The 23,363-nt window shown below is 65.0% G+C and carries 20 protein-coding genes and 1 pseudogene; 11 read left to right on the forward strand and 10 right to left on the reverse strand.

Annotated features, from left to right (window positions below):
• Positions 1-24 precede the first annotated feature (24 nt).
• From A5766_RS14700 to A5766_RS14710, 3 genes are all read right to left on the reverse strand, one after another.
• Positions 25-273: an antitoxin gene (locus tag A5766_RS14700; RefSeq protein WP_005209317.1), complete on the reverse strand. Its 249-nt coding sequence runs from the start codon at positions 271-273 to the stop codon at positions 25-27.
• A 118-nt stretch (positions 274-391) separates the two neighbouring features.
• Complete coding sequence (locus A5766_RS14705) at positions 392-2,962, reverse strand: HAD-IC family P-type ATPase (RefSeq protein WP_210734387.1); 2,571 nt, start codon at positions 2,960-2,962, stop codon at positions 392-394.
• A complete protein-coding gene (locus tag A5766_RS14710; protein WP_064905169.1) occupies positions 2,941-4,077 on the reverse strand; it encodes an MBL fold metallo-hydrolase in 1,137 nt (378 codons plus the stop codon). The genes A5766_RS14705 and A5766_RS14710 overlap by 22 nt, the downstream gene beginning before the upstream one ends.
• Positions 4,078-4,284: 207 nt before the next feature.
• Between A5766_RS14710 and A5766_RS14715 the strand changes: the two genes are divergently transcribed.
• Positions 4,285-4,896, forward strand: a complete 612-nt coding sequence (locus A5766_RS14715; protein ID WP_039857044.1) for a TetR/AcrR family transcriptional regulator — start codon at positions 4,285-4,287, stop codon at positions 4,894-4,896.
• A gap of 50 nt (positions 4,897-4,946) precedes the next feature.
• The gene (locus A5766_RS14720) at positions 4,947-6,029 is read left to right on the forward strand and encodes an XdhC family protein (RefSeq protein ID WP_064905170.1); all 1,083 of its coding nucleotides are present in this window, start codon (positions 4,947-4,949) and stop codon (positions 6,027-6,029) included.
• A 50-nt stretch (positions 6,030-6,079) separates the two neighbouring features.
• Here the strand turns inward: A5766_RS14720 and A5766_RS14725 are convergent, their stop codons facing one another.
• Entirely contained in the window at positions 6,080-7,903 is a 1,824-nt protein-coding gene (locus tag A5766_RS14725; protein ID WP_064905172.1) for a purine-cytosine permease family protein, read from the reverse strand.
• Positions 7,904-8,067: 164 nt separating this feature from the next.
• Entirely contained in the window at positions 8,068-8,799 is a 732-nt protein-coding gene (locus A5766_RS14730; protein ID WP_064905198.1) for an enoyl-CoA hydratase, read from the reverse strand.
• Positions 8,800-8,891: 92 nt separating this feature from the next.
• On the opposite strand from A5766_RS14730, the pseudogene A5766_RS14735 reads away from it, so the two are divergent.
• From A5766_RS14735 to A5766_RS14755, 5 genes and pseudogenes are all read left to right on the forward strand, one after another.
• Positions 8,892-10,060: pseudogene (locus A5766_RS14735) on the forward strand (NAD(P)-binding domain-containing protein).
• Positions 10,061-10,092: 32 nt separating this feature from the next.
• Positions 10,093-10,416, forward strand: coding sequence for a helix-turn-helix transcriptional regulator (locus A5766_RS14740; protein ID WP_064905174.1), 324 nt, complete (start codon positions 10,093-10,095; stop codon positions 10,414-10,416).
• On the forward strand, positions 10,413-11,000 hold the full coding sequence (locus tag A5766_RS14745; protein ID WP_064905176.1) for a hypothetical protein: 588 nt from the start codon (positions 10,413-10,415) through the stop codon (positions 10,998-11,000). The genes A5766_RS14740 and A5766_RS14745 overlap by 4 nt, the downstream gene beginning before the upstream one ends.
• On the forward strand, positions 10,993-11,892 hold the full coding sequence (locus A5766_RS14750; protein ID WP_064905178.1) for an ABC transporter ATP-binding protein: 900 nt from the start codon (positions 10,993-10,995) through the stop codon (positions 11,890-11,892). Before A5766_RS14745 ends, A5766_RS14750 begins: the two co-directional genes overlap by 8 nt.
• A complete protein-coding gene (locus A5766_RS14755; RefSeq protein ID WP_064905180.1) occupies positions 11,889-13,118 on the forward strand; it encodes an ABC transporter permease in 1,230 nt (409 codons plus the stop codon). Before A5766_RS14750 ends, A5766_RS14755 begins: the two co-directional genes overlap by 4 nt.
• A 419-nt stretch (positions 13,119-13,537) precedes the next feature.
• On the opposite strand, the gene A5766_RS14760 is transcribed toward A5766_RS14755, so the two are convergent.
• Positions 13,538-14,998, reverse strand: a complete 1,461-nt coding sequence (locus tag A5766_RS14760) for an MFS transporter (protein ID WP_064862813.1) — start codon at positions 14,996-14,998, stop codon at positions 13,538-13,540.
• A 127-nt stretch (positions 14,999-15,125) separates the two neighbouring features.
• Between A5766_RS14760 and A5766_RS14765 the strand changes: the two genes are divergently transcribed.
• On the forward strand, positions 15,126-16,211 hold the full coding sequence (locus tag A5766_RS14765; RefSeq protein WP_064862812.1) for an Lrp/AsnC family transcriptional regulator: 1,086 nt from the start codon (positions 15,126-15,128) through the stop codon (positions 16,209-16,211).
• Here the strand turns inward: A5766_RS14765 and A5766_RS14770 are convergent.
• The 4 genes from A5766_RS14770 to A5766_RS14785 form a co-directional block, all read right to left on the reverse strand.
• A complete protein-coding gene (locus tag A5766_RS14770; RefSeq protein WP_039857048.1) occupies positions 16,163-17,446 on the reverse strand; it encodes a cryptochrome/photolyase family protein in 1,284 nt (427 codons plus the stop codon). The two genes, A5766_RS14765 and A5766_RS14770, sit on opposite strands and share 49 nt — an antisense overlap.
• A 60-nt stretch (positions 17,447-17,506) precedes the next feature.
• Entirely contained in the window at positions 17,507-17,875 is a 369-nt protein-coding gene (locus tag A5766_RS14775; RefSeq protein WP_005209292.1) for an FKBP-type peptidyl-prolyl cis-trans isomerase, read from the reverse strand.
• 46 nt (positions 17,876-17,921) lie between these two features.
• Positions 17,922-19,244 (reverse strand): citrate synthase, encoded by a 1,323-nt coding sequence (locus A5766_RS14780; protein WP_005209290.1) that lies wholly within the window; start codon positions 19,242-19,244, stop codon positions 17,922-17,924.
• 162 nt (positions 19,245-19,406) lie between these two features.
• Positions 19,407-20,351 carry a carbohydrate kinase family protein gene (locus A5766_RS14785; RefSeq protein ID WP_064905200.1) on the reverse strand — a complete coding sequence of 315 codons (945 nt, stop codon included), beginning with the start codon at positions 20,349-20,351 and terminating at the stop codon, positions 19,407-19,409.
• A 73-nt stretch (positions 20,352-20,424) separates the two neighbouring features.
• On the opposite strand from A5766_RS14785, the gene A5766_RS14790 reads away from it, so the two are divergent.
• The 3 genes from A5766_RS14790 to A5766_RS14800 are packed head-to-tail and all read left to right on the forward strand — an operon-like array spanning position 20,425 to position 23,137.
• Entirely contained in the window at positions 20,425-21,138 is a 714-nt protein-coding gene (locus tag A5766_RS14790) for a 5-oxoprolinase subunit B family protein (protein WP_064862690.1), read from the forward strand.
• Positions 21,135-22,007 carry a biotin-dependent carboxyltransferase family protein gene (locus A5766_RS14795; protein WP_064905181.1) on the forward strand — a complete coding sequence of 291 codons (873 nt, stop codon included), beginning with the start codon at positions 21,135-21,137 and terminating at the stop codon, positions 22,005-22,007. The genes A5766_RS14790 and A5766_RS14795 overlap by 4 nt, the downstream gene beginning before the upstream one ends.
• 53 nt (positions 22,008-22,060) lie before the next feature.
• A complete protein-coding gene (locus A5766_RS14800; protein WP_005209283.1) occupies positions 22,061-23,137 on the forward strand; it encodes an oxygenase MpaB family protein in 1,077 nt (358 codons plus the stop codon).
• Positions 23,138-23,363: the final 226 nt, after the last annotated feature.

Below are 23,363 nucleotides of genomic sequence, written 5' to 3' on the forward strand. Positions count from 1 at the left end.
AACCGCAACTCGGTTCCAACTCGCTCAGCCGTTGGCCGGAGGCTGCTGATCCCCGGCGGGCTTTTGCTCAGCAGGCTTCTGTTCGGCCGGCTTCTGCTCGGCGGGCGCGTCTTCCGCGCCAACAGCCTTGCGTGCGGCGTCCTGAGCCTTGTCGACCTGGTCGGCGTACTTGCCGCCGGTCGCCTTGTCGATGGCGTCGCCACCCTTGTCGATCAGACTCGGGTTGCCCCGGAGTGCTTCCTTCGCCTTGTCGACGAGTCCTTTGAGATCCATGGTCTGCTCCTGGTCGCACTCGATGATTGGGTCTACGTCGACGCCGCGGGAGCCGCGTCGCGTGCAGTTGAGTCTATGTCCATCGGAGGGCCGGAACCACGGACCAATGGACCAGAAATCAGGACTGAGCCGACTGCGTCTTCGCCGCTCGCAAGGCCGTCTGCTCGGCGTCGTCACGTTCACGCTCGTGACGAGCGATGATGCGCGGCCCGATCCGCGACATGATCTCGACGGCCACGATGCCGACGGCCGCTGAAATAAATGCAACCGAGTTCATCTGCCAGTTCGACGAGTCGAGTTTGAACATGTGCTGGGTGAACGGCCACGAGAAGATCAGCACGTATGCGCCGGCGGACACCGCGATCAACAGCACCTTCCACCACGTGTACGGCCGCGCGACAACGGCCAGGACGTACACCGCGATGGCGATCAACGTGATCAGCGTTGCTGTCGCAGCCTGTGTCTGGTGCGGCGACAGTTCCACCGAATCACCGCCGAGCGAGTTACCCGACCCGCCCGGATTGACGATCAGATAGGTGACGAATGCGCAGAGTCCGACGATGATTCCGTTCGGCACCGCCTGAGTCAGCACGCGCCGCACGAATCCGGGACGGGCCCGCTCGTTGTTGGGTGCGAGCGACAGGATGAACGCCGGAATCCCGATGGTGAACCACGCCGCAATCGTCACGTGGATCGGCTGGAACGGGTAGCTGATCGACGGCGTGCCGAACAGCTTCGCGCCGAGTCCCGCGATACCCACGAACAGCGCCAACAGCACCGCGTAGACGGTCTTGGTGAGGAACAGGTTGGAGACACGCTCGATGTTGCCGATGACCCGACGACCCTCACCGACGACATAGGGCAGCGTCGCGAACTTGTTGTCCAACAACACGATCTGGGCCACCGATCGAGCGGCGGAACTCCCCGATCCCATCGCGACGCCGATGTCTGCGTCCTTGAGGGCGAGCACGTCGTTGACGCCGTCGCCGGTCATCGCGACGTTGTTGCCGTCGGACTGCAACGCGCGCACCATCGCCCGCTTCTGGTCGGGCCGCACTCGCCCGAACGTCACACCTTCTTCGACGGCGTGCGCGAGCTGGTTCGGTTCGGTCGGCAGCTCGCGCGCGTCGACGGAGGTGTCGGGTGAGCCGAGGCCGAGCGACTCCGCGACCGCGCCCACCGATCGGGCGTTGTCGCCGGAGATGATCTTGACGGCAACGTCCTGCTGCTCGAAGTAGTCGAGCGTGGGACGAGCGTCGGAACGTACCCGCTGCTCGAGCACGACGAGTGCGACCGGAGTCAGGCGCCCGGGCGTCGCAGCTCCCGCGTCGGGTTCGGTGTCGACGGCGACGTCGAGTCGCGCCAGGAGCAGGATGCGTAGGCCCTGTGCACCCAGATCGCTTGCGACGCGCGCCGGTTCGGAGTCGTCGTCGAGCAGCACGTCGGGGGCTCCGAGGACCCAGTTGCCCGCGTCGTTGCCGTCGGCGTCGACGAACGACATGCCGCTCCACTTCTTGGCAGAGGTGAACGGTTCGACGGCTGATGTCGTCCAGTCGGGCGCGTCGTCGTAGACCTCGCCGATGGCCTGCATGCTCGCGTTGGGACTGCGATCGTTCTTGGCCAGCGCGGCGAGTGCCTGCTCGGCCTCCGTGCGACGATCCGACGACGCTGCTCCCCCGCCGCTGTCCTCGACCTTCCCGTCGTCGCCGATGATCCGCAGCTCCGAGACGCGCATGCCGTTCTCGGTGAGTGTTCCGGTCTTGTCGGCACACACGATGTTGACGCGGGCCAGTCCTTCGATCGCGGGCAGTTCGTTGACAAGACACTGCCGCTGTCCGAGACGGATGACCCCGACCGCGAACGCGATCGACATCATCAACACGAGGCCTTCGGGAACCATCGGCACGAGTGCGGCGACCATACCGAGCAGCGATGCACGCAGACCGTTGTTGCTGATGAACAACTGGTTGACGATGGTCAGCAGCCCCGCGGGAATCAGCAGCCAGGTGATGACCCGCAGGATCTGATTGATGCCCGACCGCAATTCCGACGACACGAGCGTGAACTTCGACGCCTCGGACGCCAACTTCGCGGCATACGCGTCGGCGCCCACCTTCGTCGCACGGTAGGCACCTGCCCCGGACACCGCGAAGCTGCCGGACAGCACCTTGTCGCCGACGGATTTGTCGATGGGATCGGCCTCACCGGTCAGCAGCGACTCGTCGACGTCGAGGACATATGACTCGACGATCTCGCCGTCGACCACGATCTGATCGCCCGCACCGATCTCGATGATGTCGTCGAGCACCACCTCGTTCGGTGGGATCTCGGTGACCTCGCCGTCGCGTCGCACCCGCGGTTTGGCCTGTCCGACGATGGCGAGTTTGTCGAGGGTCTTCTTGGCGCGGACCTCCTGGATGATGCCGATGCCGCCGTTGGCGATGATCAGCAGACCGAACAGTCCGTTGATGAGTGAGCCGGTGAAGACGACGATCGCGAACAGCACCCCGAGGATGGCGTTGATCCGGGTGAAGACGTTGGCCTTGATGATGTCGCCGACCGAGCGCCCCGAGCGGTCGGGCATGTCGTTGACCTTGCCGTCGGCGACGCGCTGGGCGACCTCATCGGCGGTCAGGCCCCGCTCGGGGGCCGCTGTGCTCTGCTCGCTCACGCCGAGGTCTCCCACCATGTGGGTATGCGCAGTCCGGTCCCGGTCCGCGCGGTGATGTCGATGGTGCCGCCGGGCTGCGGCACGACGACGGACGTGTTGTGTCGCTCGGCCGCGGGCAGCAGGCGCGTGATGGGATCGGCCCACGAGTGTCGCGCGAGACTGAACGTTCCCCAGTGGATGGGTAGGAACACGGAGTCGGAGCCCGATTCGCCCGACACCATCCGATGGATCGCGACGGCTTCCTCCGGGTCGACGTGTACGTCCGGCCACGACGCGTCGTAAGCGCCGACGGCGATGAGCGTCAGGTCGAACGGTCCGTGCCGTGCGCCGAGTTCTTCGAACCGCTCGCTGTAGCCCGTGTCTCCGGAGAAGAAGAACCGGTGCTCGGGTCCCACGACGGCCCAGCTCGCCCACTGGGTGAGGTTGCGGGTGAGTCCGCGCCCGGAGAAATGCCTAGCCGGCCCGCAGAAGAACTCGAGTGTGGTTGCTCCGCAGGTGACCGAGACTCTCTGCCAGACGTCGGCCTGCCGGATGCGGTCACCGGGGATTCCCCAGCTCACGAGGTGCGCTGCGACACCGACAGGTGCGACGAACACCGCGTCTGGCGATGAGTCGGCCACGGCGACAACGGTGTCCATGTCGAGGTGGTCGTAGTGATCGTGACTGAGCAATACGACGTCGATCTGCGGGAGGTCGGCAACCGTGACGGGCGCCGGATGCAGACGGGCCGGTCCCACCTGCTGCCAGGGGGAACACCGTTCGCTGAACACCGGATCGGTGAGGATGCGGGTGCCGTCGAGTTCGACGAGTGCCGACGCGTGCCCGAGCCAGGTGACGGTGAGTTTGCCCGGTTCGTCGTCGAATCGGGGCACGGTGACGAGGACCGGTCGGCTCGGCTTGCCGGGGCCACGAGCCATGTCGAGGGCGACCTGGAGATCGGCTGCCACACCGAATGACGACGGTTCGGGATTGACGAAGGCGCCGTCGACGAGATACTCCGACGACTCGACGTACGGTCGGATCGCGTCGCGGTCGGCGCCCAGCGCGCGGGCCGCGGGCAGTCCAGCTGCCGACAATGCGCCGGTCGCCGAATCGGCCACCCGTACCCCGACGTCGGCGAGACGACTGATCATGAGCGGGGATCCCTGCCTCGTAGGGAATTCGGTGTCCGGCGAGAACTCCTTGCGACCATTCCGCCAGACTATCGCCTTCGGCCCCGGATCAATCGGACGCGCGTGAAGACCACTTCAGCGCACAATTGTTCACTGACCGATATCGACCCTGATAGGCTTCCGTCACCTATCCGTTTCAACTGGGGAGTGAGCGGTCCGTTGGCTCGGATGTCCGTCGACGACAGGCGCACAGCGCTCGTCGAATCCGCATATCGTGTGATCGCCGATCACGGCGTCGAAGGCGCAACGACGCGACGCATCTGCGCGCATGCCGGGATGCCACTGGCAAGTTTCCACTACGCGTTCGAAAGTCGCACCGCGCTGCTCTGGGCAGTGATGGAAAAGGCTGTGCCCGAGGACGTTTCGCTGATGCTCGAATCGCTGCTGCCGGTGGGCGGATCGTCGGCGGTCGGCGTCGAGGCGATGCGTACCAAGATGTTCGAGCAACTCGACGCGTTCTACATGATGCTCAAAGCCGACCCCGGGCGGCTCCAGGCGACCATCTCACTCGGCATCTACGCGCACAATCATCCCGAACTGCAACCTGCGGGCAAGCAGATGTACGAGCACCTCTATGGCCTTGCCGCACAAGGGTTGGCGGCAGCGGGCGACGAGGCGCAGATCAAATGGCTCACACCGGTTGCGCGTATTGCTCCGGTGTTCATCGCGAACATCATCGCGATCACCCTGGTCTACCTCTCGACAGCCGACGACAGCGCGCTCGGTGCCATCACGGAGTCTCTGGTCCGTGACGTCATGACGCACGTGGCGCCACGCTGAGACGGTGACGCCGAGTGGCGCAACCGCGCCGCGGCACCGACACTGGATCAATGCGTGATGTGTTGCCGGTGGTGATCGATCGTCTCAGCCGTGGGCCGGTCGCCATCGCTCGCATCATCGGCACGAGTGGCCCGACCCCGCGCGGTGTCGGCGCTGCGATGGCTGTCACGGCCGACGGCGAGGTCATCGGGTCGGTCTCGGGTGGCTGCGTCGAATCAGCGCTCGTCCACACCTGCATGACCGTGCTCGACGACGCTTGTGCGGTCGTCGAGCATTTCGGTATTGCCGATCCAGATGGCATCGAAGTCGGCCTGACCTGCGGTGGATCTCTGGAGGTCTTCGTCGAGCGCATCGACTCCGGTCATCGACGCGCGTTGGACGACCTCGCCGGACATCTCGCGGCGGACCGTCGAGTCGCCTGGGCAACCACGCTGAGCGACTCCCCCGAGTGGTACATCACGACGTCGACACGCGAACCGTGGCGTCGGCTCGGCCGCGACGTCGCCGATCTCCTTACGTCGGGACGTAGCGGCATCATCGGCGTCGACGACTGCGACGAGCCCGCGGAGTCGGGCGGCGACCGTCCGCGCACGTTCGTACAGACCTTTGCCCCTAACGCACGGCTGATCCTGGTGGGCGCCAACGACTTCGTGCGTGCCACGAGCAGCATCGGGCGCTCACTCGGCTATCGGGTGACCGTCGTCGACGCGCGCCCGGTCTTCGCCACACGCGCTCGATTCCCCGACGCCGATGAGGTGATCGTCGACTGGCCGCATCGCTACCTCGAGTCCGAGATACGTTCCGGCGCAGTCGATGCCACCACCTCGATCTGCGTGATGACGCACGACCCCAAGTTCGACGTCCCGACGCTTCGCCTGGCTCTGACCGATTCCGCCGCTGGGTTCGTCGGAGCACTCGGCTCCCGGCGGACGGTAGCCGATCGCAACGAGCGTCTCGTCGAATCCGGCGTCACCGCAGCGCAATTGAGTCGCCTGCGCTCGCCACTCGGACTAGACCTCGGGGGACATACGCCCGCCGAGGTCGCCGTGTCGATTGCCGCGCAGCTGATCGCGGATCGACACGCCGCCTCGGCTGCCCCATTACACACGACGTCGGGTCCGCTCCATCTCTGAAGCGAACCCGACCTGAGCGAACCCGACGTCGTCAATTCTTGCCCGTGGCGCTATGCGTCCTTCTTCGACGCCTCCGAGGACGAGCTCGGTGTAGCCGTCGCCTCTTCGGTTGTCGCAGCGGGGATGTCGGAGGTCATCGACATCACGTCCTGAGCGGGCAGGACGTGCTCACCGGTCTTGTCGCACGAGAGCGCGAGCGAGCTGATGTACTGCTTCTCGCCGTTCGGACCGGGCACCGCCGAAGCGATCATGTCGGGTCGCTCGAACTCGATGTTGGTGACGCAGCACAGCAACTTCTCGTCGGTGGGGTTGCCGTGCTCGTCGTACATCGGGATGTCGATGCCGTCGTCGACGCGACGCAGGTAGTACTTGCCCTTGGTGGCGATCGCGAAGATGGGCGGCAGGACGATGGCGAGCACAAGTGCCACCAGCGGCGAGTACGGCTGAATGGCATCGCCAAAGACGTGGAAGTACACCAGGATCGACGCTCCCGCCGAAATCAGGAGTGAGCCGAATCCGACCGGGTTGACGCTGTGGATCATGCCGCGACGGAACTCCGGCTGCTTCGGCGAGATACCCAGGATGTACTTGTTGATCACGATGTCCGACGCGACGACGGCGATCCACGCGATACCGCAGTTCGCGTAGAAGTTCAGCAGGTTGTTGAGGAAGCTGAACATGTTGGCTTCCATCAGCACGATCGCGATCGCCACATTGAAGAACAGGAACACCAGGCGTCCGGGGTAGGTCTTGGTGACGCGCGTGAAAGCGTTGGTCCAGGCCAGCGAACCCGAGTAGGCGTTGGTGACGTTGATCTTCACCTGGCTGATCACCACGAGGATCACGGCGAGGGTCAGAGCCAGCCAGTGCGGCAGGAAGTCCTGGTAGATCTCGACGAACTGATGGACGGGCTGGTTCGCGATGCCCGCGTTGTCGACGCTGATTCCGATCAGGTACACAGCGAGGAACAGGCCGACGATCTGCTTGATGGCACCGAAGAACACCCACCCCGGGCCGGCGATAAGCGTTGCGGCCCACCACTTTCGCTTGTTGTCGGGGGTGCGGGGCGGCATGAAGCGCAGGTAGTCGACCTGCTCGGCGATCTGTGCGATCAGGGACAAGCAGACACCGGCCGCGAGCATGGTTCCCGCGAAGCTGACGCCCTTCCCTGCCGGGTTGCCGTCGCCGTCGATACCACTGAACGCGAAGAAGTCACCGATGGCCGACGGATGCTTGATCACCAGGTAGATGAATGGCAGCACCATCATGACCAGCCACAGCGGCGTGGTCCACACCTGCAGTTTGGCGAGTGTGTTCATGCCGTAGATGACCAACGGGATGACCAACAGCGACGAGAGAAGATAGCCGAGCCACAGCGGTATGTGCAGGCCGAGTTTGAGGCCCTGCGCCATGATCGAACCCTCGAGGGCGAAGAAGATGAAGGTGAACGACGCGAAGATGACGTTGGTCAGCACCGAGCCGTAGTAGCCGAAACCGCTTCCGCGCGTGATGAGGTCGAGGTCGATGTTGTACCGGGCGGCGTAGAACGCAAGCGGGTAGCCGGTGATCACGATGACGACGGCGAAGAAGAGGATGCCCCACAAGGCATTTCCGGTGCCATTGGCGATGCCGATATTGGCGCCGATGGCGAAGTCGGCGAGGTAGGCGATACCACCGAGAGCCGAGATGGCGACGACGCCCGGTCCCCACTTACGGTAGCTGCGCGGCGCGAACCGAAGTGTGTAGTCCTCCAGGGTTTCTCGCATGGCCGCAGCCTGCGCACCCGTTGCGATGATGCTGTGTTCGGCGTTCTCGATCTCGCCGACCTCGTCGGCCACCTCGCCGACGTGTTCGTGATGCTTATCGCTGGCCATCGGCCCTCCTGAGTGATCCGAGTTACAGACCGGCCAAACGTACGGACGCCATGTTTCGGCGAGTTACTCGGAATGTTTCACACAGGAAAACTAGACATCACGGCCACAACTGTTCGACGATGCGCCCGCAGACGCACCGTCGACAATGAAAAGTGTTGTCCGATCTACTTTCCCGTGAACTCCGGCTTTCTCTTCTCGGAGCGGGCGGCGCGCCCCTCGAGCAGGTCTTCGCTTTCCCACGCGCGACGCATCGCGGCCTGACGGTCGGCGGGGGCGTCGTCGCGCGCGCCGTCGCCGTTGAGTACCAACTTGTAGTGCTGCAGAGTCAAGGGTGCGAGATCGGCGATGGTCGCCGCCCAGTGCTGGGCGTCGGTGAGGTCGCCGATGCGATTGGCGAAGCCGAGCGCGTGCGCGCGGTCGGCCGACAACGGATCGCAGCCGATCAACATGCCGCGCGCCTGACCGGCGCCCACAAGCGAGACGAGGCGTCGAATTGTCCACTCGTCAACGGCAACACCGAGTTTCGCTGCCGGTATACCCGCGAGTGCGTCGGGAGCCATCACCCGAAGGTCGGCCGCCATTGCCAATTGCAGTCCCGCGCCGAGTGCCGAACCGTTGAGTGCAGCGATCACGGGCACGGGCACCGACTCGATCTCGCGCAGCGTGGCGATGAGCTTCTCGAGGAACGCGGGGTCGTAGACGGGGCCGGACAGGTCGGCGCCTGCGCTGAACACGCTGCCGCGGCCGGTGATCACGATGGCCCTGCTGCCCGCGTCGACGGCGTCGGCGAAAGCCTTCGCGAGACCGTCGACCATGTCCTCGTTGAGTGCGTTGCGCTTGTCCTGGCGATCGAGCTCGATCGTCGTCACCGAACCTTCTGCATGCGAGTGGATCATGCAGGAGAGACTACCCAGCCCTGCCATATTCCGGCGGGCACACTGGAGAGGTGTCGAGTCCGTCGCTGTCCTCCGAGTCCACAATCCCCGATGTGCACGAATCCGTCGCACAAGACCCCGACGCGTTCAGTGATGTCCTCGTCATCGGTGGCGGACAGGCGGGACTGTCGGCGGCGTACTTTCTGCAGCGCTTCGGCCTCGGTGACCGCTACCAGTTGCTCGACCATGCCCCGCGTCCCGGCGGTGCATGGCAGTTCCGATGGCCGACGCTCACGTTGTCGGGCACTAACCGTGTGCACGACCTGCCCGGCTACGGACTTGCCGAAGCCGTGGCATCGACCGCGGCGAGTTCCCGGCGTCGTCGGTGGTTCCCGAGTATTTCGCGAAGTACGAGAGCATGTTCGGGCTACGGGTGCGTCGACCCGTCGACGTACGTTCCGTCGAACGCGACGGCGAAGGTTTCCGGGTGACGCTCGGTGGTCGACTCCGCGGACGAGAGGTCGCCGCGCGCACACTCATCAACGCCACCGGAACGTGGGAGAGGCCGTTTATCCCCCACATTCCCGGAGCAGCAGACTTTCGCGGCAGGCAACTGCATACGCACGACTACACCGGCCCCGAGGAGTTCGCCGGTCAGCGCGTACTGGTCGTCGGCTCGGGCATCTCGGCAGTTCAGCTACTGATCGAGATCGCTCGACGCGCTCCCGGCGTCCAGACATTCTGGTGTTCGCGCACCGAGCCGCGCTTCGATTCGAATCCCTTCTCACCCGAACTCGGTCGCGAAGCCGTTGCACGCCTCGAACGTCGGGTTCGCGCGGGACTGCCGCCGACGTCGGTGGTGTCGGTGACCGGACTTGCCCTGACGCCCGCCATCGAAGCCGCGCAGCGCGACGGACTCCTCGACAACTGGCGACCGATGTTCACCCGCATCACCGATACCGGCGTGTGCTGGGACTGCACGGGCGTGGCCGGCGGGAACGGGGCTGCCGGCGGCAGCGTGGTGGCTGCGGGCGAGCAGCTCGACGTCGACGTCATCTTCTGGAACACCGGATTCCGAAGCGCGCTCGATCATCTGTCACCGCTTCACCTGCGCGGACCCGGCGGCGGAATCGTCATGACCGGACGCCTCGCGACCACCGTCGCCGACGACCCGCGCATCCAGTTACTCGGCTATGGACCGTCAGCGTCGACGATCGGCGCCAACCGCGCGGGTCGCGAGGCAGCGCGGAACGTTGTGGAGATTCTTGACGCCCAGCCTTGACAAGTTGTTGTGTTTTCCCAACACTATGTAGTGTGAGTCCAGTACGGCGGGGAGAAAAGCTCCCCATCTACAACCGCATCGGAGTTCTACGCGCCGAGCGGAGGATGTCGCGTGCCGATCTGGCAGCACTCGTCGGCATCAACGTCCAATCCGTCGGCGCGCTCGAGCGCGGCGACAACTACCCGAGCCTCGACCTCGCATTTCGCATCTGCGACGTCTTCGACCTCCCCGTGGAAGCGGTGTTCAGTCGCACCGAGTTCTCGGCGATGTCGGCCGAGCTCTACCCCCGACGCGCCATCCGCGTCGACGAAACACACTCACCGCAACCGTCGTCCACCACGGAGGAAGCACAATGAGGGATCCCAACTCGGCCATCCCGGCCGAAGCGACGCCCGAGCTGTGGCGTCGCTACGACGAGTGGCGTGGTCAACGCCATGTTCGCTTCAACCAACGTCATGCAGGCAAGCTGATGAGCTGGCGCAATCGTCGAGCCGCGCGACGGATCGTCCTTGCGGAGATCGTGGTGCTGGTCGTGCTCTTGGCCAGCGCGGTGGTGGCATTCTTCACCTACGCGTTCTTCATCCCGTTCATCATTGCCATCGTCGGCGCGTTCGTCGTGCAGTATCTGCTGCGGATCGTGACCGGCTCCATCGCCGAAACCCCGGTCACCGCGCTCGACGAAATCCAACTCGCGCAACGTAACTCGGCCCGATCAGTGGGATTCATCGCCCTCTTCTCGCTGATGTTCATCCCGTACATCATCCTGATCGTCCTGGGCACCCGAGAGCAGGTACACGGCCAGCTGGTCTACGGCACCGCCATTTTGCTCATCAGCCTCGTGCTGACCGGCGCCCTCGTGCCAACCATGCTGACCGCGTGGTGGAGCGACGACGCCGACCCCGAAGATTTCGCAACCTACGAGGAGGAAGATCATGCCTGAATCCCTCACCGTTGACGGACTATCCAAACGGTATGGCGACGTCGTCGCCCTTGATGACATGACATTCACCGTCGCACCCGGAGAGATCTTCGGCTTCGTCGGCAGTAACGGCGCAGGCAAGTCGACGACGATGCGCATCATTCTCGGTGTGCTCGAACCGGATTCGGGTCGGGTGACGCTCGGTGACGCACCCATCGACCTCAGCACGCGGCGTCGAATCGGGTACATGCCGGAGGAGCGTGGGCTCTATCCCAAGATGAAGGTCGGCGAGCAGCTGGTGTTCCTCGCGCGTCTTCACGGAATGAGTGCCGACCAGGCCACCGAGAGTGCACGACGCTGGACGCAGCGACTCGGCGTCGACGAACGCTACGACGACAACGTCGCCGACCTCTCGCTCGGCAACCAGCAACGCGTACAGCTCGCCGCGGCGCTGGTCCACGATCCGGACGTACTCGTCCTCGACGAACCGTTCTCGGGCCTCGACCCGGTGGCCGTCGACGTGATGAGCGACGTCCTGAAAGAGAAAGCAGCCGAAGGCATTCCGGTGATCTTCTCGTCGCATCAGCTCGATCTGGTGCAGCGACTGTGTGATCGCGTCGGCATCGTCGTCAAGGGCAGAATGCGTGCGCTCGGCGCCGTCGACGATCTCCGCACACGTGCAGGCGTGATCCTCGAGGTCGACGGTCCTGATTCGACGACCCGCTGGGCAGAGGACTGCCCGGGAGTGCTGGAGGCCGAATACCAGCCGGGCGGTGCTCGGCTGCGCGTCGACCCGACGACGCTCGACGACCAGGCTGTCCTTAATCGCGCGTTGACGCACGGACCGGTACACCGCTTCGCGCGGACAACACCCGACCTGACCGAACTCTTCCGAGAGGTGGTGACGGCATGACCTCCCACAATTCCACTGGCAATACAACGTCCACCGGCGCGAGTGCGCTGCAATCGATTCGACTTGTGGCACAACGCGAAATCGCCACGCGCGCCAAGACGCGATCCTTCATCATCAGCACCGTCGTGTTGATGCTCGTGATCGTCGTCGGGCTGATTGTCTGGAAGGCGATCTCCGGCGGCGGGACCGACCCGGAGCGTGTCGGCGTCGCAGGCGACAGTTCCCTGTCGACGACGATCGGCCAGGTGGGCGAGGCCAGCGGCACGCCGATCACCGTCGTATCAATCGCTTCTGGTCCGGATGCGTTGTCGCAGGCGCGCAGCAGCGTCGAATCCGGTGATCTCGATGCCGCGGTGGTGCGGGGTTCCGGTGAGTCGTATGCGATCGTCAGCAAGACGGGGTTGTCGGACTCGCTGTCGGGAGTGCTGCGCGGGTCGATCCAGCAGCACGAGTTGGCCCAAGGCCTTGCGGCCCGCGGTGTCGACGCGGCGTCGCTGCCGACCCCGACGGTCACCACTGTTCAGACCACCCCGGACAAGCCTGACAAGGCGCAGCGGATCGTGATCGCACTCGTCGGTGCGATTCTGCTCATCACAGCAATCATGCTGGGCGGCAACATGATTGCGGTCGGTGTTGTCGAGGAGAAGACGTCGCGGATCGTCGAACTGCTGTTGGCGACGGTCAAGCCGCTACACCTGATGTGGGGAAAGATCCTGGGGATCGGTGCCGTTGCGCTCGGGCAGGTGGTGATACTCGGGCTGACCGCTCTGATCGCGGGGATCGCCACCGGGATGTTGACGATCGCCGGTACCGCCATCTGGATGTTCCTCGCGGTGCTGGTGTGGTTCCTACTCGGATACCTGTTCTTCGCAACGCTGTATGCCGCTGCGGGAGCACTGGTTTCGCGCCAGGAAGAACTTGGCTCGACGATCATGCCGCTCACCGTGCTGTCGATGGCCGTGATGTACGCCGGGATCTTCGGAGTGCAGTCGCTGCAGTCCACGTTCATCGAAGTGCTGACCTGGATTCCGCCGTTCTCGGCCGTGCTGATGCCGATCCGGATCGCCACCGGCGACACCAACGCCATGCAGATCGTCGTCACGTTGATCCTGATGATCCTGGCCTGCGCCGCCGCGACCTGGTTCGCCGCGCGCATCTACCAGCGCTCGATCCTGCGCACGGGCAGCCGCGTCAAGTGGTCCGAAGTGCTCTCGATGGCGCGCTAGGGGCGGGGCGGGCGGTCGGGGCCTGGGGCCTGAGCACCCCGGGCCTCGGGCCCCCTGCCCGCGGCCGCGCAGAGTCCCTGCCCGCGCAGAAAGTAGGGGAAGAGAACTTTCCCCCACAAACCGACCTCTCCCCGAGAAACAACACGAGCAAAGACACGAAACCCGCGGAAAGAACCCTTCCGCGGGTTTCTGCCCAGCTGAGAGGCTCGACGCCGAGGACCAACACCACGCCCCCACCCGCAGATACCCGGGGACGAACACCACCAACCCAGCACCCCCGCCCGCAGAAACCAGGGGAAGAGAAACTTTCCCCCAGAAACTGACCTCTCCTCGAGAAACAACACGAGCAAAGACACGAAACCCGCGGAAAGAATCCTTCCGCGGGTTTCTGCCGGCCGGGCCAGCCGCGAGGGCCAGCGTCAGGCCGCGGCAGGTACCCCGGCGCCCTCGCTCGACGTGTCGCCGCCCTCGGCGGTCGGGGCCGGGCCGTGCGGCACGAAGTCGCGGCTGCGGATCAGCAGCAGCGCGGCGAGGCCGCCAACAACGGCGACGGCGCCGCTGATCCAGAACAGCGTGTTGAGGGCGTCGGCGTAGGCGGCGTGTTTGCCGCCGGCGGGGTTCTCGCGGAACGACGAACTCAGCTTCGAGCTGAAGGCGGTGCCGTAGACCGCGATGCCCACGGCGATGCCGATCTGCCGGAACGTGGTGTTGATGCCCGACGCCATGCCGGAGCGGTGCACGTCGACGACGCCGACAGCGGTCGCGGCGAGTGGCGGGTTGACCAGGCCGCTGCCGATACCCGCGATGATCAGGCCGGGGATAAGGTGCGTCCACGACGAGTTCGCGTCGAGACCGGCCATCACGAACAGTCCGACGCCGACGATGAGCAGGCCAGGTCCGATGAGCCAGCGCAGCGGCATCTTGTCCGACAGTCGGCCCGCGATCGTGGCGCTCACCATCGTGCAGCCCGACATCACCAGAAGCCTCAGGCCCGTCTGCAACGCCGAGTAGCCGAGGCCCTCCTGCAGGTAGAGCACCACGTACAGCAGCATCGCGAACAGCGAGCCGTTCATCGTGAAGGCGGCGATCAGACCGCCGGTGAAGGTGGGAATCCGCAGCAGTGAGAGGTCGAACATCGGCTCGTCGACACGCAATTCGATGATCACGAACGCCACGAGCAAGACCGCGGCGACGATGAACGAACCGACGACAAGGCTGTCGCCCCACGAGCGCTGTCCGGCCTCGGTGAGTCCGTAGACCAGAGCGACGAGACCCGCGGTGAATGTGACGACGCCCGGCCAGTCGATCCGACGAGCATGAGGCGAGCGCGACTCGTCGACCATCTTCCACGTGACGAACAGGGCGGCGATGCCGATGGGCAGATTGACCAGGAAGATCGCACGCCAGCTCACACCGGTCGTCAGCACGCCGCCGAGGATCGGGCCGAGTGCCGTCGAAATGCCGGTGACCGCACCCCACGCGCCGAAGGCGACGCCGCGTTCACGGCCGTGGAAGGTCGACGCGAGAAGCGCGAGCGACGTCGAGAACAGCATCGCGCCGCCGACACCTTGCAGTGCGCGGGACACGATCAGCATGACCGGGTCCTGTGCGACGCCGCAGAGCAGCGAGCCGAGTGTGAAGATCACCAGACCGATCGAGAAGATTCGACGTCTGCCGAACTTGTCGGCGATCGATCCGGATGTCAGCAGCAACGAGGCCAGCGCGAGCGCATACGCGTCGGTGACCCACTGCAACTGACTGAAACTGGCGCCGAGTGCATGTTGAATGTCGGGAAGTGCGACGACGACGATCGTGACGTCGAGCAGCAACATGAATGTCGCCGCGCAGACGACGACAAGCGTCCACCATTTACGTTCCATGAGTGTGTACCTTTCGAGGATTTCGCCCGAATCCGGTGCGTCAACGCACCTCAGGCGGTATGAACCAAGTGTGATCCCACGATCGGTCGGCGTCGCCAGGAGACCCTGATTCCGTAAGATTCATGACATGGGAGCCACAACCTCGCCAGAATCCTCCATTCTCGACGATCTGGATACGAGAATCGCTCGCGCCATCCAACTGTCGCCGCGGGCCTCGTTCCGCGAGATCGCCGACGTCCTCGGTGTGGCCGAACAGACGATTGCCCGACGCTATCGCCGACTACGACGCGATGGCCTCCTGCGCGTCACCATGGCCACCGATCCTCGTGCCCTGGGTAACTCGACGTGGGTCGTGCGTGTGCGGTGTCGACCGGAGGGAGCCGACGGTATCGCCGGTGCCTTGGCAGCGCGAGACGACGTCTCATGGGTATCCATCTACGAGGCCGGCTGGGAGATCGTCTTCAATCTGCGCGCAGCCGATCCGCACGGCGGAATGGAGCTCCTCACCCGCACACTCCCCAAGGCTGCACCCGTTCTCGACGTACGACCGGCCGCGGTGCTCCACACATTTGTCGGCGGGGCACCGACGGATTGGGAGGGCTGGCATGATGCGCTCACCCAGACGGAGGCGGACGCACTTGGGAGAACACGCATTCCGCGTGCACCCGGCCGCGCGCCGTCGTCGACGACGACGATCGATCGCACCGACAGAGCGATCCTCGACGTGCTGACCCGCGACGGTCGGACGTCGTATACCGACCTCGCACGCGCAGTCGGTTCGACGCCGGGCAAGGTGACCCGACGCGTCGAGCAGCTCGTGTGGTCGGGCATCGCCTACTTCGACGTCGATCTCGCCACGGCCGCGTTAGGGCGCGATGCGATCGCGATCTGGCTGACAGTGCACCCCCGACATCTGGCAGCGACCGGCGAGGCACTCGCAGCTCACCCCGCAGTGCCGTTCGCGGTTGCTGTCACCGGCGCGGCCAACATCACGGCCAGTGTGATGGTGCACGACACCGACGAGCTGTACTCGTTCGTCACCGATGTCCTCGGAACTCTCGACGGGATCACCTCGTACGAATTGCTCCCGCTACTCTCGCGCGTCAAGAACGCGGGTTCGCTCGTGAGCGGGGATCGCCTTGCGCCACCGAGGGTTTCGGCGTCTCAGAGCTCGCCAAAGCGTCGAAGTGCCTCTTCGCGTTCGGCTTTGTGATCGACGATCGGTTCCGGGTAGTCGTCGGTGTCGAATTCGGGAATCCAGCGTCGAATGTAGTCGCCGTCGGGATCGAACTTCTTGGCCTGCGTCTCCGGGTTGAACACCCGAAAGTACGGTGCCGCATCGGTTCCCGTGCCCGCGGCCCACTGCCACCCGTGCTGATTCGACGCCATATCGCCGTCGGTGAGTTGGTCGAGGAACCACTTCGCACCCCACCACCACGGCAGGTGCAGATCTTTCACCAGAAACGACGCGGCGATCATGCGCACCCGGTTGTGCATGAATCCCGTCTCGCTCAGTTGGCGCATCCCCGCGTCGACGAGCGGGAAGCCGGTTCGTCCCTCACGCCAAGCGTCGAAGTGCTTCTCGGCGGACTTTCCGGTATCGAGTGCGATGTCGTCGAACTGGTCATTCCAGTTGTGCCACAGACTCTTTGGCCAGTTGTAGAGCACATCGGCGTAGAAGTCGCGGAATGCCAGCTCCCGCAAATATGCCTGCGCCGACTGCGACCTACCGAGGTCGGCGGCCATCGTGCGCGGGTGGATGTTGCCGAACTTCAGATACGCCGACATCCTGCTCGACACGTCGAGATCTGGCCTGTCCCTGTCGGACTCGTAGCCCGACAGGTCGTCGTCGACAAAGGTGCGCCACCGCTCGAGTGCCGCGTCTTCACCGGCAGGCAGGTCCAGCGTCGTGGGTGCCGCCGGAATCCTGATACGACCGGAGGGGTGAATGTCGCTGGGATTCAGGATGTTCGACGGCGCTTCGGTCTTTGCCGGCGCACGCCAACCGTGGTCGCGCCATGCTCGGAAGAACGGCGTGAAGACCTTGTACGGTGTGCCGTCGGACTTCGTCACCCTCCCCGGCGAGACAAGGTAGGGCGAGCCGACGGGTTGCCACGTCGCGCCGGATTCTTCGAGTGCAGTGACGACGGCATCGTCTCGACGTCGCCCGAACGGCGAGAAGTCCTCGCTCACATGCACCGAACCCGCTCCGACGGCGTCGACCAGTCGTGGGATCTCCTCGTCGGGGCGTCCACGCACGACGAGGAGTTTGCCGTCGAGCTTGGCGTCGAGTTCGCGTAGCGAGTCGTAGAGAAAGGCGAGTCGTCGCTCGCCTGAAGAGGATTCGAGACGTGGGTCGAGCACGAAGCAGACGAGAACCTCGCGATTGCCGTCGCCGATCGCTTCGCCCAGTGCCGGGAGATCCCCTAGTCGCAGATCACGCCGCAGCCAGCACAACGCCGGTGCATCGACATCCGATGCACCGGCGTTGTTGCGTTGCGAGGCGATCTAGCCCACACCCAGCAGGTCGATGACGAAGACCAGTGTCCGTCCGGACAACCGGTGGCCCGCACCCTCCGGCCCGTAGGCCAGCGCGGGTGGCACGGTGAGGCGACGACGACCGCCGACCTTCATGCCCGGGATTCCCTGCTGCCAGCCGGGGATCAGCCGATCGAGCGGGAAGTTGGCCGACTGACCACGGTCCCACGACGAGTCGAACTCTTCACCCGACTCGAAGTCGACGCCGACGTAATGCACGTCGACGACGTCGCTCGGCTTTGCCTCATCGCCGTCGCCGACGATGATGTCTGCGATCACCAGCTCACTGGGAGCGGGACCCTCTTGGAACTCGACTTCTGGCTTCTCGGTACTGGTCACGGGACTCTCCTTTGAGTCGGCTGGTGGTCAGGTCGAAGCGTCGAACTCAGCGGTCGCCCATCGTGACGTAGTCACGCTCTGGGTAACCGGTGTAGAGCTGACGCGGTCGGCCGATCTTGGTCGCGGGATCTGTGTTCATCTCACGCCAGTGCGCGATCCAACCCGGCAGACGTCCGAGTGCGAAGAGCACCGTGAACATGCGGGTCGGGAAGCCCATGGCCCGGTAGATGACGCCGGTGTAGAAGTCGACGTTCGGGTAGAGCTTGCGCGAGATGAAGTAGTCGTCGTTGAGGGCGACTTCTTCGAGTCCCTTGGCGATATCGAGCAGATCGTCCTGGACGCCGAGCGATTCGAGGATCGTGTCGGCGGTCTTCTTCACGATCGCTGCGCGCGGATCGTAGTTCTTGTAGACGCGGTGTCCGAAGCCCATGAGCTTCACACCGTCTTCCTTGTTCTTGACCTTGGTCATGAACGCCTTGGTGTCGCCACCGGAAGCCTTGATGTCTTCGAGCATCTCGAGCACGGCCTGGTTGGCGCCACCGTGCAGCGGGCCCCAGAGTGCGTTGATGCCGCCCGAGATGGACGTGAAGAGGTTGGCCTGCGATGAACCGACCAAACGCACGGTCGACGTCGAGCAGTTCTGCTCGTGGTCGGCGTGCAGGATGAACAGCATGTCGAGGGCCTTGGCGACCTCGGGGTTGACCACGTAAGGCTCGGCCGGGAAGCCGAAGGTCATGCGCAGGAAGTTCTCGACCAGCGACAGCGAGTTGTCGGGGTAGAGGAACGGCTGACCCGCCGACTTCTTGTAGGCGTAGGCCGCGATCGTCGGCAGCTTGGCGAGCAGACGGATCGTCGACAGTTCGACCTGCTCGGGGTCCTTGGGATCGAGCGAGTCCTGGTAGTAGGCACTCAGTGCGTTGACTGCGCTCGACAGCACCGGCATCGGGTGTGCGTTGCGCGGGAAGCCGTCGAAGAATCGCTTGAGATCCTCGTGCAGCAGGGTGTGCCGCTGGATCTTGTTGTTGAACTCTTCGAGCTGGCTCGGAGTCGGCAACTCGCCGTAGATCAGCAGGTAGCTGACCTCGATGAAGGTCGACTTCTCTGCCAGTTGGTCGATCGGGATACCCCGGTAGCGCAGAATGCCTGCTTCTCCGTCGATGTAGGTGATCGCGGATTTGCAGGCTGCGGTGTTGACAAAGCCGCCGTCGAACGTCGTGAGATTCGTTTCTGCGAGGAACTTGCCCAGCGCAACCGAATCACTGCCCGCGGTGGCCTTGAGAATGGGAAGCTCGAGCTGCCCACCGGGGTAGATGAACGTCGACGAGGCGGTATCCGATGCCGAGTCGGCGGGAGCTGTTTCAGCGGACACTCCAAAACCCCTTTACTCAGGTATGAGACCCACAGGTACATGTGACGCACTGTGAGTCGGACTCTCCGTTACTAAACGTAGTCGGTTATCGACATGCGCGCCCACGGAGGGTGCATTGACGTTGGTCAACCGTAGCCGAATACCGCCTGACCTGCGCCTCGATCACGGGGCATCGAGCTCGCTCGCCCACGGAGGGTCGGCTCCGGGACGCGAAACGGTCACCGCGGCGACTCGTGCCGCGTAGTCCGCCGCCCGCAGCCAGTAGTCGGCGTCGCGCGACCGCACTGCGGATGCGGACAAATCGCCCGACTCGTCGAAGAAATGGAGCAACCCTCCGAGCGCACTGTCGCCCGCCCCGATCGTGTCGACGACGGTTGTCTCCGGAGCCTGTGCCAGCACGGTGAATTCGCGTGTGCGAACGGAGATTCCGTCGGCTCCGTGGGTGATCACGACGGCCCCCGCGCCCTCGCGGAGCCAGTCGTCGACCGACGAGCCGTCGGCTCCATCGCCGAGCCAGTCGACGTCTTCGTCGGACAGTTTGAGGACGTCGATCATGGGTACCCAGTCCAGGAATCGTCGACGGTAGACGTCGGGTTCGTCGATCACGGAGGGTCGGATGTTCGGGTCGAGTGCGACGAGACGCCCGGCGTCGTGAGCTCGACGCATCACCAGCTCGTAGACGCTCGCACCCGGCTCGAGGACCATGGACAACGTTCCGAAGCACACCGCGGAGACGGTCGCGGCGAAGTCGCCGGGCTCGGAGACCAGGCGGTCGGCGGTGCCCTCCACATAGAAGGAGTAGTGCGCTGCGCCGTCGGAGCCGATCGTGGCCAGTGCGAGCGACGTGGGTTCGGAGCGACGTTGGACCAGCGTGGTGCCGACACCCCCGGCACTCAGAGCAGCCACGATGGCGTCGCCGTAGGTGTCAGTGGAGACCGCGGAGCAGAACGAGACGGCACTACCGAGCCTGCCGAGGGTGATCGCGACGTTGAACGGTCCGCCGCCGAGTGCCGGCTGCAACGGTGGCAGGTGCGACGGATCGGGGCCAGGAGCCGTCGTGGACACCACGTCGACGAGCGCCTCACCGCAGACGACGATCTCTCTCACCGATCCGCTCCCATGCGTGTCACGCGCCCAGTGTGCCATCCGGACGAGGCCGTCGACGGTAGATTCGATCGGTATGCAGGAGTTACCCGCCGGCCCCGATGCGGTGCTTCTCGACTTCGCCGACTCCGACGACCCGGCACACGCGGTGCTCACATCGGCGACCGCATTGCGGGCCGCGATTGCCGACGGTCGTCTCGTGGCCACCGAGGACGTGGTGCCGAGTGCGTCGTCAATTCTGGTGCAGGGCAAGACAGGTGGCGGTGTGGATGTCCTCGGCATTCATCGCGCGCTGCGGTTCGGGACCGCCGGAATCGACGTTGCGGAGTCGACGCAGCAACCCGTGGAGATACCGGTTCACTACGACGGCGACGACCTCGACGACGTCGCCAGCGCACTCGGCATGAGTGTCGAGGCGGTGATCGCGGCGCATCGGGGCACTGAGTGGATCGTCCAGTTCATGGGTTTCGCACCGGGTTTCGGCTATCTGGTACCCGCTTTCGACGCCGCCGACACCGACCTCGCCGGACTGCTGAACCTCCCCCGACGGCCACACGCCCGTACCCGAGTGCCGACCGGGTCGGTGGCGATCGCCGCCGGATACAGCGCGGTGTATCCACGTGACAGCCCCGGAGGCTGGAACCTGCTGGGGCGCACCAGAATCAGCCTCTGGAACGAACACGACGACCCGCCGGCCATGCTCGCACCCGGTACCCGCGTCCGATTCGTCGACGCCGGCGTCCCCCGAGACCTTGCCGCCCGACCTGACGACGACACGGAGAACCGGTGACTCGCGTCGCGGTGATCGCCACCGGGCCGTTGGCGACGATCCAGGATCTCGGACGGCCCGGCTACCAACACCTCGGAGTGCCGAGATCGGGTGCCGCAGATCGAGTCGCGATGACACTTGCCAACCGCCTCGTCGGCAACTCCGAGGATGCCGCAACGATCGAAACCACACTCGGTGGCCTCGTGTTCCGTTGTGACACAGACACACTCGTGGCCGTCACGGGAGCCGACACTTCGGTCTCGGTCAACGGTGTTGCCGTCGGGATCAATTCGGCTGTCGTGGCCCGCGCCGGCGCGAGTGTCGAGGTCGGCACGCCGCACTGGGGATGCCGCAACTACGTTGCCGCGCGAGGCGGATTCGACGTCGAGCCGTCGCTCGGATCGCGGTCGACCGACACACTCTCCGGAACCGGACCCGCTCCCCTGGCGCAGGGCGACGAGCTGATCGTCGGCGACGCACACCAGACATGGCCCGCAACTCTGCATGCTCCGGCAGACACTCGACGGGCCGGCGTCGTCGAACTCACCACGTTTCCCGGCCCACGCGCTGATCGCCTCACCGAGCCGGGCCACCTCTTCGCGGGCACATGGGAGGTCACGCCCGCGAGCAATCGGGTCGGGGTACGCCTGCGACGTCGCGACGACGACACCGCGCCGACCCTGACACACCGCACAAACCTTCCCGAGATGCCCTCCGAGGGCGTGGCCCACGGCTCGGTGCAGGTTCCGCCTGCCGGCGAACCGGTGATCTTCTTCGCCGATCACCCCGTGACAGGCGGATATCCGGTCGTCGGCGTCCTGTCGGCGACGTCGGTCTCGGCCGCCGCGCAACTCGTCGCCGGCACGCTCGTCCGCTTTCGGCCGAGCTGATCACCGCCGCCCGGCGTTGACAGCGTCGTGAGACGCACCTAGGGTTTCGTCTCATGACGCACGTCACAGCCAACCCGTCGAGCTCGTCAACCGAAACGTCCGACGCCGTCGAGCGCGAGGCTGCGTCGACCGACACCCCACGCCGTTCCGAGTACCCGCATGTCGAGTACCCGCCGCTGGGCCCCGACTCCCTGACGTGGCAGGTGTGGGGAACCTGGACCGGGATGATCCAGGGCCTGTGGGCCGGGTCGATTCAGAACATGCACCCCAAGCTCGGGCAAGCCGTCTGGGATCACTCCGACTTCTTCGGCGAACGCTGGCAACGCCTCATGCGGTCGCTGTATCCGATCGGCGGAGTCGTCTTCGACGAGTACTGGGGCTTCGAGACCGGCACAGAGGTGCGTGACTATCACCGCGAGATCAAGGGCACCATGCCCGACGGCTCGCGCTATCACGCCCTCGACCCCGACGTCTTCTACTGGGCACACGCCACCTTCTGGTACGGCAACGTGCGCCTCTGCGAGAGGTTCGGTCCGTGGTTGAGCGAAGACCAGAAGCGGCAACTCTTCGAAGAATCGAAGAACTGGTACGCCATGTACGGCGTGAGCATGCGCCCGGTACCCGACACCTACGAAGACTTCCTCGAATACTGGGATCACATGTGCCGCAACGTGCTTCGCGACCACGAGTCGGTACGCACGGTCCTCGACATTTCGACGCTTCCCCCACCTCCGTACCTCTCGTTCCTCCCGACAGCGCTCTGGCGTCGCGTCATCGCCCCTGCGGTCGCCCGCAACTTCATCTGGCTCACCACGGGGTTCTACGACGAACCGATCCGCGAGATGATGGCACTCCCCTGGACCGACCGGGACGAGAGGCTGTTCCGTCTCCTCGGCAAGACCTACAACCTCGTGTTCCATCGGTTGCTGCCCCGGCGGCCGTGGCGACACCCCCGCGCACGCGATGCGTGGGACCGCGTGAACGGGCGCGTTGCCGCCGACGCACCGCTCGTCGAGACGCCGTCGCGCAACCTGCCGCCAGAATCCGAACGCGGCAAGTCGATGCACTATTGCCCCGTCCACGCGGCACGCACCGCAACCTATCCGGGCAGGGTCACCCCCGCCGACTAACGTTTGCGACGCGCAGTGGTCTCGACTCGGGTGCTCGCTGCGCTCGCGCCCGCTCGACCAGCGGGGGCTGCCGTTTCGCAGTCGGGCCCGGCCCGCTGGTCGGAGCCCCAACCCCGCTGATCGAGCCTGTCGAGATCACCCGCCGCGCCCAGTGGTCTCGACCTGGGTGCTCGCTGCGCTCGCGCCCGCTCGACCAGCGGGGGCTGCCGTTTCGCAGTCGGGCCCG

This window comes from Gordonia sp. 852002-51296_SCH5728562-b, assembly GCF_001665475.1.
Taxonomy (GTDB): domain Bacteria; phylum Actinomycetota; class Actinomycetes; order Mycobacteriales; family Mycobacteriaceae; genus Gordonia; species Gordonia sputi.